The 16,111-nt window shown below is 66.1% G+C and carries 14 protein-coding genes; 12 read left to right on the top strand and 2 right to left on the bottom strand.

The window, feature by feature from the left end; genetic code table 11:
* The first annotated feature begins 132 nt into the window (after nucleotides 1-132).
* Nucleotides 133-582 (top strand): recombination regulator RecX, encoded by a 450-nt coding sequence (gene recX / locus ACR2JA_RS17620; RefSeq protein ID WP_434010370.1) that lies wholly within the window; start codon nucleotides 133-135, stop codon nucleotides 580-582.
* A gap of 134 nt (nucleotides 583-716) precedes the next feature.
* Here recX and argC read toward each other — a convergent pair whose 3' ends face one another.
* Nucleotides 717-1,640: an N-acetyl-gamma-glutamyl-phosphate reductase gene (argC, locus tag ACR2JA_RS17615; RefSeq protein ID WP_434010369.1), complete on the bottom strand. Its 924-nt coding sequence runs from the start codon at nucleotides 1,638-1,640 to the stop codon at nucleotides 717-719.
* Between the two features lie 188 nt (nucleotides 1,641-1,828).
* On the opposite strand from argC, the gene sucC reads away from it, so the two are divergent.
* From sucC to tfpZ, 11 genes are all read left to right on the top strand, one after another.
* On the top strand, nucleotides 1,829-2,989 hold the full coding sequence (sucC, locus tag ACR2JA_RS17610) for an ADP-forming succinate--CoA ligase subunit beta (protein WP_434010368.1): 1,161 nt from the start codon (nucleotides 1,829-1,831) through the stop codon (nucleotides 2,987-2,989).
* Between the two features lie 23 nt (nucleotides 2,990-3,012).
* Nucleotides 3,013-3,906, top strand: coding sequence for a succinate--CoA ligase subunit alpha (sucD, locus tag ACR2JA_RS17605; protein ID WP_434010367.1), 894 nt, complete (start codon nucleotides 3,013-3,015; stop codon nucleotides 3,904-3,906).
* Nucleotides 3,907-4,118: 212 nt separating this feature from the next.
* Nucleotides 4,119-6,866: a CHASE2 domain-containing serine/threonine-protein kinase gene (locus tag ACR2JA_RS17600; protein WP_434010366.1), complete on the top strand. Its 2,748-nt coding sequence runs from the start codon at nucleotides 4,119-4,121 to the stop codon at nucleotides 6,864-6,866.
* Nucleotides 6,863-7,648 carry a Stp1/IreP family PP2C-type Ser/Thr phosphatase gene (locus ACR2JA_RS17595; protein ID WP_434010365.1) on the top strand — a complete coding sequence of 262 codons (786 nt, stop codon included), beginning with the start codon at nucleotides 6,863-6,865 and terminating at the stop codon, nucleotides 7,646-7,648. The genes ACR2JA_RS17600 and ACR2JA_RS17595 overlap by 4 nt, the downstream gene beginning before the upstream one ends.
* 42 nt (nucleotides 7,649-7,690) lie before the next feature.
* Nucleotides 7,691-8,326, top strand: coding sequence for an FHA domain-containing protein (locus ACR2JA_RS17590; protein WP_434010364.1), 636 nt, complete (start codon nucleotides 7,691-7,693; stop codon nucleotides 8,324-8,326).
* A gap of 80 nt (nucleotides 8,327-8,406) precedes the next feature.
* Nucleotides 8,407-10,668 (top strand): CHASE2 domain-containing protein, encoded by a 2,262-nt coding sequence (locus ACR2JA_RS17585; RefSeq protein ID WP_434010363.1) that lies wholly within the window; start codon nucleotides 8,407-8,409, stop codon nucleotides 10,666-10,668.
* Between the two features lie 52 nt (nucleotides 10,669-10,720).
* Nucleotides 10,721-11,524: a 3',5'-cyclic-nucleotide phosphodiesterase gene (locus ACR2JA_RS17580; RefSeq protein WP_434010362.1), complete on the top strand. Its 804-nt coding sequence runs from the start codon at nucleotides 10,721-10,723 to the stop codon at nucleotides 11,522-11,524.
* Between the two features lie 190 nt (nucleotides 11,525-11,714).
* Nucleotides 11,715-12,284 carry a pilin gene (locus ACR2JA_RS17575; protein ID WP_434010361.1) on the top strand — a complete coding sequence of 190 codons (570 nt, stop codon included), beginning with the start codon at nucleotides 11,715-11,717 and terminating at the stop codon, nucleotides 12,282-12,284.
* Between the two features lie 51 nt (nucleotides 12,285-12,335).
* The gene (locus ACR2JA_RS17570; protein ID WP_434010360.1) at nucleotides 12,336-12,938 is read left to right on the top strand and encodes a pilin; all 603 of its coding nucleotides are present in this window, start codon (nucleotides 12,336-12,338) and stop codon (nucleotides 12,936-12,938) included.
* Nucleotides 12,939-13,027: 89 nt separating this feature from the next.
* On the top strand, nucleotides 13,028-14,794 hold the full coding sequence (locus ACR2JA_RS17565) for a Wzy polymerase domain-containing protein (protein WP_434010359.1): 1,767 nt from the start codon (nucleotides 13,028-13,030) through the stop codon (nucleotides 14,792-14,794).
* Nucleotides 14,791-15,555 (top strand): TfpX/TfpZ family type IV pilin accessory protein, encoded by a 765-nt coding sequence (gene tfpZ / locus ACR2JA_RS17560; RefSeq protein WP_434010358.1) that lies wholly within the window; start codon nucleotides 14,791-14,793, stop codon nucleotides 15,553-15,555. The genes ACR2JA_RS17565 and tfpZ overlap by 4 nt, the downstream gene beginning before the upstream one ends.
* Nucleotides 15,556-15,570: 15 nt before the next feature.
* Here tfpZ and moaC read toward each other — a convergent pair whose 3' ends face one another.
* Entirely contained in the window at nucleotides 15,571-16,065 is a 495-nt protein-coding gene (gene moaC / locus ACR2JA_RS17555) for a cyclic pyranopterin monophosphate synthase MoaC (protein ID WP_434010357.1), read from the bottom strand.
* Between the last annotated feature and the right edge of the window lie 46 nt (nucleotides 16,066-16,111).

Raw genomic sequence — 16,111 nt, 5'->3', positions numbered from 1 at the left:
ATCGAGAACAAGGTGCGCACCGAGCTGGGCGTGCCGCTGCTGCCGGTGGACAGCGCGCCGGAAGCGGCCGCCCCGGCCAAGGGCAAAAAGGCCAAGGCCGCCGAGGCCGACGCCGCTGCCGAATAAAGCGCGGTGGGTTTCGAGCAGATTTCGCTCAAGGGCCGCGCGCTGCGGCTGCTGGCCGGCCGCGAGCATTCGCGTGCCGAGCTGGAACAGAAGCTCCGGGCCCACGAGGCCGAACCCGGCGAACTGCAGCGTGCCCTGGACGAGCTGCAGGCCAAGGGCTTCATCGACGAACAGCGCGTGGTCGATTCGGTGCTGCACCGCCGCGCCGCCCGCCTGGGCACCGGGCGCGTGAAGCAGGAGCTGCAGGCCAAGGGCATCAGCGCGGAAGCGGTGGCCGAAGCGGTGGATAGCCTTCGCGGCACCGAACTCGAACGGGCGCGCGAAGTCTGGCGCAAGAAATTCGGCGAACCGACGACCGACCCGGCCGGCCGGGCGAAGCAGATGCGCTTCCTGGCGTCACGCGGCTTTGGCGCCGAAGCGATTCGACGCGTCGTTCGAGGCAGCGAAGACGACTGAACCCACGGACCGTCGTGGGCTTTGGAGATGGTCGGAGCGCGTGTCCCCATCCAGCAAACGCGGTGGAACGGGCTTCGCCCGGCCACTCGCGTTGCCCCCTGGGGGGTGACGCCGCAGGCGGCGCGGGGGGGGACCTACTCCCCCAGCATCAGCTGCAGGTTCTGCACGGCAGCGCCACTGGCGCCCTTGCCCAGGTTGTCCAGACGGGCGATCACCACCGCATGGCGGTGTGCCTCATTGGCGAACACGCGCAGTTCGAGCTGGTTCGTGTCGTTCAGGGCTGTGGCATCCAGCTTGCCGTCGGCCGTGGCCGGCAGCACGCTGACCCAGCCGCCGTTGGCGGCGCTGGCCGCGTAGTGCGCCACCAGCGCGTCGTGCAGGTCGCTGGCCTTGGGCTGGCCAGGCAGCTCGTCCAGGTGCAGGGGCAGTTGCACCAGCATGCCCTGGCGGAAATTGCCCACGGCCGGGATGAAGATCGGACGGCGGCTCAGGCCGGTGTAGCGCTGGATTTCGGGGATGTGCTTGTGCGCCAGACCCAGGGCGTAGGCCTCGTGCAGCGGCGCGGTGCCGGCTTCGTAGGCTTCGATCATGGAGCGGCCGCCGCCGGAATAACCGCTGACCGAGGGCAGCGACACCGGGAAGTCCTGGGGCAGCAGGCCGGCGTCCACCAGCGGGCGCAGGATCGCGATGGCGCCGGTGGCGTAACAGCCGGGGTTGGCCACGCGGTCGGCCTGGCGCACCGCGTCACGCTGTCCGGCGCTCAGTTCGGGGAAGCCATACACCCAGCCGTCGTGGCAGCGGTGGGCGGTGGAGGCGTCGATGATGCGCGGCTTGCGGCCGAGCAGGCTGTCGATCATGGCGACCGACCCGATGGCCGCGTCGTCGTGCAGGCACAGGATGACCAGGTCGGCCTGGGCCATCAGTTCGCGCTTGGCGTCGGGGTCTTTGCGGCGCTCGGGTGCGATGCTCAGCAGCTGGACGGCGGGCATTTTTTGCAGCCGTTCACGGATCTGCAGCCCGGTGGTGCCGGCTTCGCCGTCGATGAAGATCTTGGCCATGGCGGGGTCCTGTTCGTGTCAGTCAGGGTTCAGCGAACGGCTCCTATAATTATGCATTATGTAAGCCGCTGCTTATATAGTGTGGTGCGCTGCACCATGATACAGTCGCCGGCGCCGCGCGAACCCCCCTCGTGGGCCGGCCGTGCCTTCCGGCCGGATCAAACAACCCCCAGTCCGAGAGAGACCTCATGAAAATTCACGAGTACCAAGGCAAGGAAATCTTGCGTCAGTTTGGTGTGCCGGTGCCCCGTGGCATCGCCGCGTTCACGGTGCAAGAAGCGGTGGAAGCCGCACAGAAACTCGGCGGCCCGGTCTGGGTGGTCAAGGCCCAGATCCACGCCGGTGGCCGTGGCAAGGGTGGCGGCGTGAAGGTCGCCAAGAGCATCGACGATGTCAAGGCCCGCGCCACCGACATCCTGGGCATGCAGCTGGTCACGCACCAGACCGGCCCCGAAGGCCAGAAGGTCCGCCGCCTGTACATCGAAGACGGCGCCGACATCAAGAACGAACTGTATGTGTCGCTGGTGACCGACCGCGCGACCCAGAAGGTGGCCCTGATCGCTTCCAGCGAAGGCGGCATGGACATCGAGGAAGTGGCCCATTCCACGCCCGAGAAGATCGTCACCGAGATGATCGACCCGCTGACCGGCATCACCGAAGCGCAGTCCCGCAAGGTGGCGGCCGCCATCGGCCTGACCGGCGCTTCCGTGGACCAGGCGGTCGACATCTTCGCCAAGATCTACAAGTGCTACATGGACACCGACGCGTCCCTGGTGGAAATCAACCCGCTGAACTGCGACTCCAAGGGCAACCTGATGGCCCTGGACGCGAAGTTCAACTTCGACGCCAACGCGCTGTTCCGGCACCCCGAAATCGTGGCCTACCGCGATCTGGACGAAGAAGATCCCGCTGAAATCGAAGCCTCCAAGTTCGACCTGGCCTACATCTCCCTGGACGGCAACATCGGCTGCCTGGTCAACGGCGCCGGTCTGGCCATGGCCACCATGGACACCATCAAGCTGTTCGGCGGCGAGCCGGCCAACTTCCTGGACGTGGGCGGCGGTGCCACCCCCGAGAAGGTCACCGAAGCCTTCAAGATCATGCTCAAGAACCCCAAGGTCGAGGGCATCCTGGTCAACATCTTCGGCGGCATCATGAAGTGCGACACCATCGCCACCGGCGTGATCACCGCCTGCAAGGCCGTGAACCTGAACGTGCCGCTGGTCGTGCGCATGAAGGGCACCAACGAAGAACTGGGCAAGAAGATGCTGGCCGAATCCGGCCTGCCCATCATCGCCGCCGACACCATGGCCGAAGCCGCGACCAAGATCGTCGCCGCCGTCAAATAAGCCAAGCCCGGAGAAGAAACACCATGTCGATCTACATCAACAAAGACACCAAGGTCATCACCCAGGGCATCACGGGCAAGACCGGTCAGTTCCACACCGAGAAGTGCCAGGAATACGCGAACGGCAAGAACTGCTTCGTGGCCGGCGTGAACCCGAAGAAGGCCGGCGAGTCGATCTTCAACATTCCGATCTACTCGACCGTCAAGGAAGCCGCCCAGCAGACCGGCGCCACCGTGTCGGTGATCTACGTGCCGCCCGCCGGGGCTGCAGCCGCCATCTGGGAAGCCGTCGAGGCCGATCTGGACCTGGCCGTCTGCATCACCGAAGGCATTCCGGTCAAGGACATGCTGGAAGTGCGCAACCGCATGAAGGCCAAGGAAGCCGCCGGTGGCAAGAAGACCTTGCTGCTGGGCCCCAACTGCCCCGGCCTGATCACGCCCGACGAGATCAAGATCGGCATCATGCCCGGCCACATCCACCGCAAGGGCCGCATCGGCGTCGTGTCCCGTTCGGGCACGCTGACCTATGAAGCCGTGGCCATGCTGACCGAAGTCGGCCTGGGCCAGTCCAGCGCCGTCGGCATCGGTGGCGACCCGATCAACGGTCTGAAGCACATCGACGTGATGAAAGCCTTCAACGACGATCCCGACACCGACGCCGTCATCATGATCGGCGAGATCGGCGGTCCGGACGAGGCCGAAGCCGCCATGTGGTGCAAGGCGAACATGAAGAAGCCCATCGTCGGCTTCATCGCTGGCGTGACCGCTCCTCCCGGCAAGCGCATGGGCCACGCCGGTGCGCTGATCTCCGGCGGTGCCGACACGGCCGATGCCAAGCTCGCCATCATGGAAGAGTGCGGTTTCGTCATCACGCGCAACCCGTCCGAACTGGGCAAGCTGCTCAAAGCCCAGCTCTGATCGCACCGTTCGCGGATGTGCAAAAGGCAACGCTTGCGTTGCCTTTTTTCATGGGCGCAGCGGAAGTGGGCTGCTCATCAGCGTTGGGTGATTGCTGCGGCGCGGCAAATGCAACAAAATGCAACGCTCCAGTGGTCTTCGGCTTTGCCGATACCCTGACACAACACCGGTCGCGCGGCAACAGCCCTGCCGCACGACGCCCACCCGCCACCATGTCCACCCGGAAACCGACCCCGTCTTCCTCTGAACCCCAGCCCATGCCGGCGCCCAAGGCGCGCCGGCGGCGCAGCCGCGCCGATGCCTGGCTGGTGCTGGCGGTCGCCGCGGTGGTGCTGGTGCTGCACGCCACGACCGATCTGCTCGACGGGCTCGAACGCCGCCTGTACGACGCGGCGATGCGCCACAGCGAGCGGGCGCCCAGCGAGCGCATCGCGGTGATCGCCATCGACGACCGCAGCATTGCCAACATCGGGCGTTGGCCCTGGCCGCGCGAGGTGCACGCCGAGCTGATCGACAAGCTCAAGGCCGCCGGTGCCAAAACCGTGGCCCACACCGCGCTGTTCTTTGAACCCCAGACCGCGCGCGGCCTGGACAGCTTGCGGGCGCTGCGCGAACAGATCGAGGGGGGCACGCTCGCCGACCTGGGGCCGCAGGCGCGCGAAACGCTGGTGCGCAGCATCGACCAGGCCGAACAGCGCCTGGACTCGGACGGGCGCCTGGTGCAGAGCATGGCAGCGGCGGGCAACGTGCTCGTTCCATCCGTGTTTGAACTCGGTACGCCCCTGGGCCGCCCGGACCAGCCGCTGCCGGCCTTTGCGCAGAAAAACGCGCCGGCCGACGACAGCGGTTTTGGTGAGCCGGCGCAGCGGTCGTTGCAACCGATTGCCCCCATCGGCGAGGCCGCGGCCGCGGTGGCCCACCTCAACCAGCTGCAGGACCCGGACGGGGCTGTGCGGCAGGAGGCGCTGCTGGTGAACTTCGACGGTCACGCGGTGCCGTCGATGGCGCTGGCCATCGCGGCACACAGCCTGAACCTGAGCCCGGCCGACCTGCGATTGCGGCCAGGCGAGGGCATCGAGCTGGGGCGGCTGCGCATCGCCACCGATGCCCAGGCCCGTGTGCGGCCGCAGTTTTACGCGGCCCACGGCGACCGCCCCGCGTTCACCGAAGATGCGTTCTACGACGTGCTCTCGGGCCAGATCCCGGCCAGCAAATACGCCGGGAAAATCGTGGTCATCGGGGCCACCGCCGCCGGTGTGGGCACCGCGTTCACCACACCGCTGGCGCAGCCACTGGCGCCGGCACAGATCGTGGCGCACACCGCCTCCAGCATCCTGCAGAACCACTTCATCGCGCAGCCGGTGTGGAGCGGTCTGGCCGTCGTGGTGCTGCTGGTCGGGGTGATGGCGCACCTGCTGTGGTGGTTGCCGCGCCTGTCGGCCAGCCACGGCGCCTGGGCCTCGGGCGGTCTGTTCCTGCTGCTGCTGGGGGCCGACTACGCTTTGCTGGCCACCTCGGCGCTGTGGTTGCCGCTGGTGCTGCCCGCTGCGCTGCTGCTGGTGGGGCATCTGGCCTTGGTCACGCGCCGCTTTGGCGTGACCGAGGCACGCAAACGCCACAGCGACGCCGAGTCGGCCGAGACCAATCGCCAGATGGGGCTGGCCTTGCTGGGGCAAGGCCAGCTGGACCTGGCCTTCGACCGCCTGCGCCGCGTGCCGCACAGCGCGGCGCTGATGGACAACCTGCAGCAACTGGCCCTGGACTTCGAGCGCAAGCGCCAGTTCAACAAGGCGCAGTCGGTCTACGAGCACATGGCCCGGCTGGACGCCGCGCACCCCGACGTGCGGCAGCGCCTGCAGCGGGCCAAGCAACTCTCGGAAACAGTGGTGCTCGGTGGCAGCGGCGGGCACCCGGGCGGCACGCTGGTGCTCGACGGTGCCGGCGTCGAAAAGCCCATGCTGGGCCGCTACCAAGTGGAAAAAGAGCTGGGCAAGGGCGCGATGGGGGTGGTCTACCAGGGGCGCGACCCGAAGATCGGCCGCGTGGTGGCGATCAAGACCCTGGCCCTGAGTGCTGAGTTCGAGGGTCACGAGCTGCAGGACGCGCGCGAGCGTTTCTTCCGCGAGGCCGAAACCGCCGGCCGCCTGCAGCACCCGCACATCGTCACGATTTTTGACGCTGGCGAAGAACACGACCTGGCCTTCATCGCCATGGAATTCCTGCAGGGCCGCGACCTGCTGGAACACACCCGGGCGGGCCAGCTGTTACCGGTGGCGACCGTGCTGTCCATTGCCGTGCGCGTGGCGCGTGCGCTGGACTACGCGCACCGCCAGAACGTGGTGCACCGCGACATCAAGCCCGCCAACATCATGTACGACCCGGTGGCCGACACGGTCAAGGTGACCGACTTCGGCATCGCCCGCATCACCGATGCCAGCCGCACCAAGACCGGCATGGTGCTGGGCACGCCCAGCTTCATGTCGCCCGAACAGCTGGCGGGGCAGCACATCGACGGCCGGTCCGACCTGTATTCGCTGGGCGTCACCGTTTTCCAGCTGCTGACCGGTCAGCTGCCGTTGCGCGGCGATTCCATGGCCTCGCTGATGTACCAGATCGCCAACCAGGCCGCGCCCGACGTGCGCACCCTGCGCCCGGAATTGCCCGCGGAGCTGGCCGATATACTGGCCAGAACCCTGGCCAAGGCACCGCAGCTGCGGTACCCGAGCGGGGCCGCATGGGCCGACGATGTGCAGGCGGTGCTGTCAGGGCTGTCAACGGACCTGTCGGCGCCCGCGGTGGTGGAGGACAATCGGTCCGAGGCTGGCGACGCATTTGAGGCGACCCAGACCTGGACCCGCGAGCCCCCGCCAGCGTCCGACGCCCATGCCCCGACCGTGGTTCTGGTGCGCGAGGACCACGATGACGGATCGCCGACAACGACAACCCAACGCGCGTCATGATCTTTGAGTATTTCGCCCAGACCGACCCGGGCCTCATCCGCGAGAACAACGAGGACTCGGTCGCGCTCGACCCCGAGAACCAGGTGCTCGTGCTCGCCGATGGCATGGGCGGTTACAACGCGGGCGAAGTGGCCAGCGCCATGGCCACCACCTTCATCAAGGCCGAACTGGGCCGCTGGCTGGCCGAGGGCGGCCACGAGGCCAGCGGGCGCGAGCTCAAGCGGGCGATGGAAATCTGCATCGACAACGCCAACCGCTCGATTTTCAACGCCGCCAACTCCAACGCGCAGTACGCCGGCATGGGCACCACGCTGGTCATGGGTGTGTTCCAGGGCGTGCGCTGCCTCATCGGCCATGTGGGCGATTCGCGCTGCTACCGCCTGCGCGGCGACAGCTTCCAGCAGATCACGCGCGACCATTCGCTGCTGCAGGAGCAGATCGACGCCGGTCTGATCTCGCCCGAGCAGGCGCAGTACGCGACCCACAAGAACCTCGTGACCCGCGCGCTGGGCGTGGAAGACACGGTGTTGCTGGAAGTCAACGAATTCCGCGTCGAGGACGGCGACCTGTACCTGTTTTGCTCGGACGGGCTGAGCGACATGCTGCCCGACAACCGCATCGCCGCCATACTGGTGGGGGCGGGCACGCTGCAGGAGAAGGCCAACGCCCTGGTCGACGGTGCCAACAGCAGCGGCGGGCGAGACAATATATCGGTGATACTCGCGCAAGCTCGCGCCAAGCCTTTGCGCAGGGGGTTGCTGTCGCGCATGCTGGGGCAGTAGTAAGTCTTTAGAATTAGTTATCAGGTTCCACAGGAGTCGGCCATGCCGAAAATGATCGTTTCCATCGATGGTGTCGTCATCAAGGAAGTGCAACTGACGAAAGACCGCACCACGCTGGGCCGCCGCCCCTACAACGACATCGTGATCGACAACCTTGCCGTCAGCGGCGAGCACGCGGTCATGCAGATGTCGGGTACCGACGTGTTCCTCGAAGACCTCAACAGCACCAACGGCACCTACGTCAACGGCAAGGCCATCAAGAAGCAGCAGCTGCAGAACGGTGACACGGTCGAGATCGGCAAGTACAAGATCAAGTTTGTGCACGACGGCGCGTCGGACAACTACGAAAAGACCATGGTGATCAACTCGGGTGCCGTGGTCCCGCCGGCCGCCGCGCCCGAACCCGCACACGCGGTGGCCAACGCGGCCATCAAGGTCATGTCGGGTGCCGCCGCCGGCCGCGAAGTGCCCCTGGTCAAGGTGGTGACCACCATTGGCAAACCCGGCGTGGCGGTGGCCGCCATCACGCGCCGCCCGCACGGCTACGTGGTGGCGCTGGTCGAAGGCGCCACCAAGCCCACCATCAACGGCAGCCCCATCGGCACCGAAGCCATCAACCTGCGTCACGGCGACCTGCTGGAACTGGCCGGTACGCAGATGCAGTTCATCCAGCAGTGACCGCCCGGCCCGCGTGGTGCGGCCTTGCCGCCGCCCTCGCCTGACCCGACAGTCCTTCACGTTCTCCAGCCGCGCCGCCCATGCAGGCCTTCCTCCAGGGCGTCGGCCGCCACGGCCCGCGCATCGCCGTCACCCTGCTGCCCCTGATATTCGCCGTGCTGCATGCGGTGGGCGTCCTGCAGCTGGGCGTGTTGCAGCGGCTGGACGAGATCATTTACGACGCGCGCCTGAGCGCCACCCTGCCCGCCACGCGCGATGAGCGGGTGGTGATCGTCGACATCGATGAAAAGAGCCTGGCCGAAGTGGGGCGCTGGCCGTGGTCGCGCGACCACCTGGCGCGGCTGGTGGACACGCTGTTCGACCAGCAGGGCATTGCCTTGCTGGGCTTTGACACCGTGTTCGCCGAACCCGATGACAGCGCCGGGCTGCGCCAGTTGCAGCGGCTGGCGCTGGCCGAGCTGGCCGACCAGCCCGGCTTTGCCCAGCGGGTGGAGGCCTTGCGCCCGCAGCTCGACCACGACGCGCAGTTCGCGCTCGCGCTGCAGGGCCGCCCGGTGGTGCTGGGCTACTACTTCACCAGTGACCGTGGGGGCCACACCAGCGGCGTGCTGCCGGCGCCGGTGCTGGAGGCGGGCGCGTTGCAGAACCGCACCCTGCGCGCCACGCAGTGGAACGGTTTCGGCGCCAACATCGAGCCGCTGGCCGCCGCGGCGCCCCGCGCGGGCTTTTTCAATGCGCTGGCCGATGGCGACGGCGAGGTGCGCTCGCTGCCGCTGCTGGCCCAGCACGACGGCCGCTACTACGAGTCGCTCGCCCTGGCCATGTTCCGCCTGCTGGCGGGTTCGCCGAGCGTGGAGCCCGGGTTTGCGAACGAGCGCTGGCGCTCCCCCGATGGCCAGGCGCTGGAGAGCCTTCGCCTGGTCCAGGGGACCAGCACCCTCTCCGTTGCCGTGGACGAACGGTTGGCGGTGCTGGTGCCGTACCGCGGCGCGGGCGGGCCGGACGGCGGTTCTTTCACCTACGTCTCGGCCGCCGATGTGCTGGCCGGTCGCCTGGCACCGGGCCAGCTCAAGGGCAAGATCGTGCTCGTGGGCACCACCGCCCCTGGCCTGATGGACCTGCGATCGACACCGGTGGGAGAGACCTACCCGGGCGTGGAGACGCACGCCAATGTCATCAGCAGCCTGCTGGACGGCCAGGCGCTGGTCCGCCCCGACTACGCGCTGGGCTATGAACTGGTCATGCTGCTGGTCTCGGGCCTGGTGCTGGCCCTGGGCCTGCCCCTGCTCAGCGCGGGGCGCGCCGTGTTGCTGAGCCTGGGCGTGTTGTTGATGCTGGTGGGGTTCAACTTCTGGCTCTACCTCGGGCACGGGCTGGTGCTGCCGCTGGCCAGCAGCCTGGTGACCGCGGGCCTGGCCTTTGCCCTGAACATGAGCTACGGCTACCTGGTGGAAAGCCGCGCCAAACGCGAGTTGGCCCAGCTCTTTGGCACCTACGTGCCGCCGGAGCTGGTGGACGAGATGGTCAAGGACCCGGACAGCTACAGCATGACCGCGGCCACGCGCGAGCTGACGGTGATGTTCTGCGACATGCGGGGTTTCACCCAGCTGTCCGAGCACATGGAACCGACCCAGGTGCAGGCCTTGCTCAACACCGTGTTCAGCCGGCTCACCCAGGTCATCCGTCGCCACCGCGGCACCATCGACAAATACATGGGCGACTGCGTCATGGCCTTCTGGGGCGCGCCGCTGGACGCGCCCGACCACGCCAGCCTGGCGGTGAACGCGGCCCTGGAGATGGTGCGCGAGGTCGAGCGCATCAACCGCGAGCATGCCGCACAAGGTCTGCCCGCCATTGGCGTGGGCATCGGACTGAGCACCGGCCCCATGTGCGTGGGCGACATGGGCTCGGACATGCGCCGCAGTTACACCGTGGTGGGCGATGCGGTCAACCTCGGTGCGCGGCTGGAGGGCCTGTCGCGCCTGTACGGGGTGGAGGTCGTGGCCAGCGAGACCACCCGCAGCGCCTCGCCCCAGCACGTCTGGCAAGAGCTGGACCGCGTGCGCGTCAAAGGCAAGGCCAGCGCCGTGACCATCTTCACCCCGCTGGGCCGTGCTGGCACCCTCTCGCCGGAGCAGACCGCCGAACTGGCACAGTGGAAACAATGCCTGCACGGCTGGCGCACGCGAGACTGGGATGCCTGCGACGTGCAACTGCTCAACCTGCAGCGCCAGAACGCCAAAAAAGTCCTTTACCGGCTGTACGCCGACCGGGTAGCCTCCATGCGAAGTGCTCCCCCCGATCCCGCCTGGGACGGCACCACCGCTTTCGACACCAAATGAGCCGGCCCCACCGCCCGCTTGCCCGCCTCCAACTGCTGACACCACAACACCGATGAGGGTTCGCGTACTGGGCTGCTCCGGCGCCATCGCCAACGGCTGCCGCACCACCTCCTTTTTGCTCGACGACGATGTGCTCATCGACGCCGGCACCGGCGTGGGCGACCTCACGCTGGACGACATGGCGCGCGTGCACCACGTGCTGCTCACCCATTCGCACCTGGACCACGTGGCCAGCCTGCCCCTGATGCTGGACGCCGTGGCCTCGCTGCGGCTGGCCAGCGGCGCCGGCCCACTGCAGGTGCACGCCCTGCCCGGCACCATCGCGGCGTTGAAGGCACACATCTTCAACAACCTCATCTGGCCCGACTTCTCGGCCATCCCCAGCGCCGATCAGCCGCTCATGCGCTTTGTGCCCATCGAGGTGGGCCAGGTGCTGCAGGTGGGCGGCAAGGCGGTGGAGGTGCTGCCAGCCGTGCACACCGTGCCAGCCGTGGGCTACGCGGCGGCCACGCCGTCGGGGCACTGGGTCTTCAGCGGCGACACCAGCCGCAATCCGGCCTTCTGGCAACGCGTCAACCAGCTGCCTGTGGCCCTGCTGGTCATTGAAACCGCCTTCAGCGACCGCGAAAAAGAACTGGCCCAGCGCAGCTGTCACCTGGCCCCCAGCAGCCTGGCCACCGAGCTCGACCAGATCGCTGCTGACCAGCGCTACCCGATCTACATCACCCACACCAAGCCGGCCGAGACGGGGCTGATCATGGAAGAGATCCAACGCTTCGACCAGACGCCCAACCGCGCAGACGACGTGAAGCACGATATCCGCTGGCTCAGCGCCGGCATGTGCTTCGAGCTGTGACAAAAAACGGTGGGTATCGGGTCGACTGACAAAAATTGTCAGCACCCGGTGGGTGGCGGCAGACACAAATCGTCACCCTGCGGCTTGATGTGTGAAAAAGACCGCAAAAAACCGTGCTTTTCAAGCTGGCACGCGAACTGCTGAAGGGAAAGGGTCCGTCAACCCACTCATCCCCTCAAGGAGTTTTCACATGAAGCGTATGCAACAAGGTTTCACCCTCATCGAACTGATGATCGTGGTGGCCATCATCGGTATCCTGGCTGCTGTGGCGCTGCCGGCTTACCAGGACTACACCGTGCGTGCCCGTGTTTCCGAAGGCATGACCCTGGCATCCACCGCCAAGGCCGCTGTTGGCGACAACGCCGCGAACAACAAGCCCTTCATCGCTGGTTTCAGCGGCGTGGGTCTGGCGACCAAGGCCGTGACGGCCAACCCCGTTGGTGTGTTCAACGTCCCCGGCGGCGCAGGTATCAACATCGATCCGGCGACTGGGCAAGTGACCATCAACTACACCACTGCAGTGGCTCCGGCTGGTGCTAACGTGCTGACGCTTGTGCCCTCTCAGCAGGCTGCTGGCGGTGCTGGTGCCGCCCCTCTGGCTGTTGATGCGGCGACTGGCAATGCACTGCCGCCCACCAGCAACATTCGCTGGGACTGCTACGCTGCAGGCGTTGCTGTCCGTACCGATGTTGCAAACTTGCCCGCTCCGGCTCCCCTTCCCACGTTGCAGCAGAAGTACGCTCCCTCCGAGTGCCGTTGATGTTGCGTAGCGCTGTTTTCTGATGGCGCAGTAGTTGGCAGAAGAGGGCGCGTGGCGCCCTCTTCTCATTGGGGAAACGATATGTACAACAGACGATTGAATCGCGGTTTCACCCTGATCGAACTGATGATCGTGGTGGCCATCATCGGGATCCTGGCCGCTGTGGCCTTGCCGGCGTACCAGGACTACACCGTCCGGGCGCGGGTATCGGAAGGCCTGCAGCTCGCCGCCACGGCCAAGATGGCTGTCGGCGACAACTCGTCCAATTCCAAGCCATTTGCGGCTGGTTTCAGCGGTGTCGGGCTGGCGACGAAAGCCGTGACAGCCAATGCTGTCGGCAGCTACACCACGCCAGGCGCTGCGCAAACGGGTATTCACATCAATCCGGCGAATGGCGAGGTGACGATTGCCTACACCACGGCCGTTGCCCCGGCGGGGCAAAATGTGTTGACTCTCACGCCTTCGGCCATCCCGGCGGGTGGCGGTGTGCAAGCCAACTTGGCTGCTGCCGCGGGTAACGCTGTCGTTCCCAGCAGCAACATCCGCTGGGACTGTTGGGCGGCGGGTTCGCTGGTGCCTCGGCCGGGAACGATTGTGCTGCCCACCACGCCCCCCACGTTGCCGGTCAAATACACTCCTGCCGAGTGCCGCTGAGCCACCGAACCACATGAGCCCTGGGCGCGGCGGTGTCCAGGGCTTTTTTGTGTGCGGACGGTGGATGGCCGTTCAACTGCTTTTGACCCATGAACACCCTTCTCACACTCTCGACGGCGCTGGCCTTCAGCTGGTTTGGCCAGCTTCCGCCCCACGGTGAGTTCGAACGGGACGTTCTGGCTTTTCTGTTGGTGTCTGTGGTGGGGCTGGTCCTGGGCCTGCGCGCTTCGCAAAATCCGGCGACATCGGTATCCACCCGGTACCTGCATCTCGGGCGCCCACTGGCCACCTTTCTGGTCTTGTGGTGCGTGCTGGTGGTCGCTCTGGCCATCCAGTTTGCGGGCATGTCGCCTTTGGCGTGGGGCGGTCGTCATGTGTTGACCTTGCTATGGCTACTGGGGGCGGGGGGCGCCATGGTGCTGGGCGCTTGCGCGGCCTCTGGTCCTGCGGCCAGGGTCGCAGTGGACAGCTGCAAGGAGCCGTTGCCCGCCGGGCAGGCAGTGGCCTGGGGCCTCGTGTGGGCAGGGGTGTTCAATGCATTGGTGGCCTGGATCCAGGTGCTGCCCTGGCCCGCGTTGCAGGCTTGGGTGCCCGCGCCAGCGGAGCCGGGGCGCGGCTACGGAGCTCTGTTGCAGCCCAACCTGACCGCCACTTTGTTGGTGCTGGGCCTGGCCAGCTTGGCCAGCCTGTTGCGCGCGGGGCGTGTTTCCGGGTGGAGAACCCCGACACTTTGGGTGATGGCGTTGCTGCTGGGCTCGGGCGTCGCCGTGACCGGTTCCCGTGTCGGCATGGTTCTTTTGCTGGTGTTGTGCGCGGGGCTGGGAGCCGCAGAGTGGCTGCGGCGTGGAGAGCAGAAGGCACGCCGTTCAGCCAGTGGATTTGTCTTGATTCCTCTTGCGGGCTTTGGCATGGCCTTGGTGGCCGTTGGCCTCGGGGTTGATTTCGCCACGCCGCTGGCGCGCAGCAGCGCCCTGTCAAACGGACGGGTGCTGATTTTTTCCAACGCGCTGGATGTGGGCAGCGCCTTTCCGTTCTTTGGGGCGGGTTTTGGGCAGCTGTCGTACTGGCATGTGGAACTGCCCTATCAACCCAAGATGCCCGGTTATCTGACCCATGCGCACAACCTGGTGCTGCAGTTCTGGGCCGAACTGGGGGGCGTAGGTCTGGTTTGGCTGACCGTCGCCCTGACGGTGTTGTCCCAGCCCTTGTGGCCTTGGTTGCGCGGGCAACGGGTTGTTCTCGCACAGCGGCAGCAGTGGGCCTTGGCGGTGCTGGCGCTGTTGCTGCTGCATTCCTTGACGGAGATGCCGTTGTGGAGCGCGCCCTTTCTGCTCTTGTTTGGTTTTGCAACGGGTCTCTGGCTGGCACCTTCGGCGGCAACACCCCGCAGCCCGACGCTTCCCTGGGGGGGCGTTGTCAAGTACGGTACGGTCAGCGCGTTGATCGGTGTCGCCTTGTGTGTCTGGGTTTACCGGGACTACCTCAAGGTGAGCGCGCTGTACGACGGAGCTCGCTGGGCAACGCCTGCCCCGGAGGGGGCACCAGAAAGGGCCAACACCAGTGTCTTTTTTCGTCCAGCCGCCGAATTCGCTGCGGCCAACTCGGCACAGGTGAACGCCCAGACGGCCGGAGCCTATGCGAAAACCCTACCGGTCTTGTGGCGCTACGTGACCGATCCGCGCATGTTCGAGTGGCAGCTGCGCACCTCGGCATGGACAAAAAATGCTGACGAATTCAGCCACTATGCGCAGCGGTTTGCGCAGATGTATCCCGAGGCTTATGCGGCATTCAGGGCCCGCGTGGCGTCGGAGCAGTCCCAAAGTCCCTGGGTGGATTTCCCTGTTCTCTGGCCATGAGCAAACATTTGAAAAGCCGTTTTGTTGCCGCAGCGTTGCATTTGGGCGTGAGTCTGGGAGTGGCGGCATTGGCTGCGCTGCTGGTGTTCAAGGTCTGGTATCCCTACCCTTACAACGAAATCGCGGGCGGGCGCGAGCTGTTTCTGCTGATCGTCGCGGTGGACGTGGTGTTGGGGCCCCTGTTGACACTGGCGGTGTTCGATATCTCCAAGCGCCGCCGCGAACTGGTGTTGGACGTGTCGATCATTGCTGTGTTGCAGGCCGCGGCCCTGACCTACGGGCTGTGGACGGTGTTCATTGCGCGACCGGTGTACCTGGTGCACGAGGTAGACCGTTTCCAGGTGGTGATCGCAGCCGACATTGATCCCGTGGAGCTTCAGCAGGCGTTGCCTGAACTGCGCCGTTTACCGACCTGGGGAATCAAGACCATTGGCGTGCGCAAGGCCAAAGACAGCGAGGAAATGCTCAAGTCCATTGACCAGGCCATGGCTGGCAAGGATGTGTCGATGCGACCCGGATGGTGGGCTCCCTTGGGCCCCAGCCAGCTGTCTATCCTGGCGGAACGCGGTAAGCCAGTTTCATTTTTGCGTGCAAAGGGCCCCGAGGCTGATCAAAAGCTGCGCTCCGTTCTGCAAGGTATCGGTGTGCCCGAAGAAGATTTGTGGGCCTTTCCCGTGGTCGCTCGCAGCTCGGGCTGGTCGGTTCTGGTCAACCGCAAAACTCAGAAAATTGAGGGCTTCGTGCAGGTGGACGGGTTCTGATCCGTAGGCAGGCGCTCAGTCGGCGCGCTCGTACCGCCCGCTCTTCCCTCCCGACTTTTCCATCAGCCGCACACCGCTGATCGTCATGCCCCGGTCGACCGCCTTGCACATGTCGTAGATGGTCAGCAGGGCCACGCTGCAGGCGGTCAGGGCTTCCATCTCCACACCGGTCTGGCCGGTGCATTCGGCCGTCGTGCGGCACAGCACGCTGTTGGTGGTGGGGTCGACTTCAAATTCCACCGCCACGCGGGTGAGTGCGATGGGGTGGCACAGCGGGATCAGGTCGCTGGTCTTCTTGGCGCCCTGGATGCCGGCGATGCGTGCGATGCCCAGCACGTCGCCTTTCTTGGCGGTGCCGCTCTGCACCAGCGCCAGGGTGGCGGGCTCCATCCCGATACGGCCTTCGGCCACCGCCACGCGGTGCGTGTGGGCCTTGGCCGCGACGTCCACCATGTGGGCCTGGCCCTGGGCGTCGAAGTGGGTCAGTGGGCTGTGGGGGGTGTCGTTCATGGCGGGCTTTGCTGGAGCTTTACAGAAACCATCGGAGGGACGCGGC

Origin of the sequence: Hydrogenophaga sp. (assembly GCF_051007235.1) — a bacterium.
In the GTDB taxonomy this organism is placed as follows: Bacteria; Pseudomonadota; Gammaproteobacteria; order Burkholderiales; family Burkholderiaceae_C; genus Hydrogenophaga.
The sequence above is the reverse complement of the archived record's forward strand: the minus strand, read 5'-3'. Positions and strand labels throughout refer to the sequence as shown.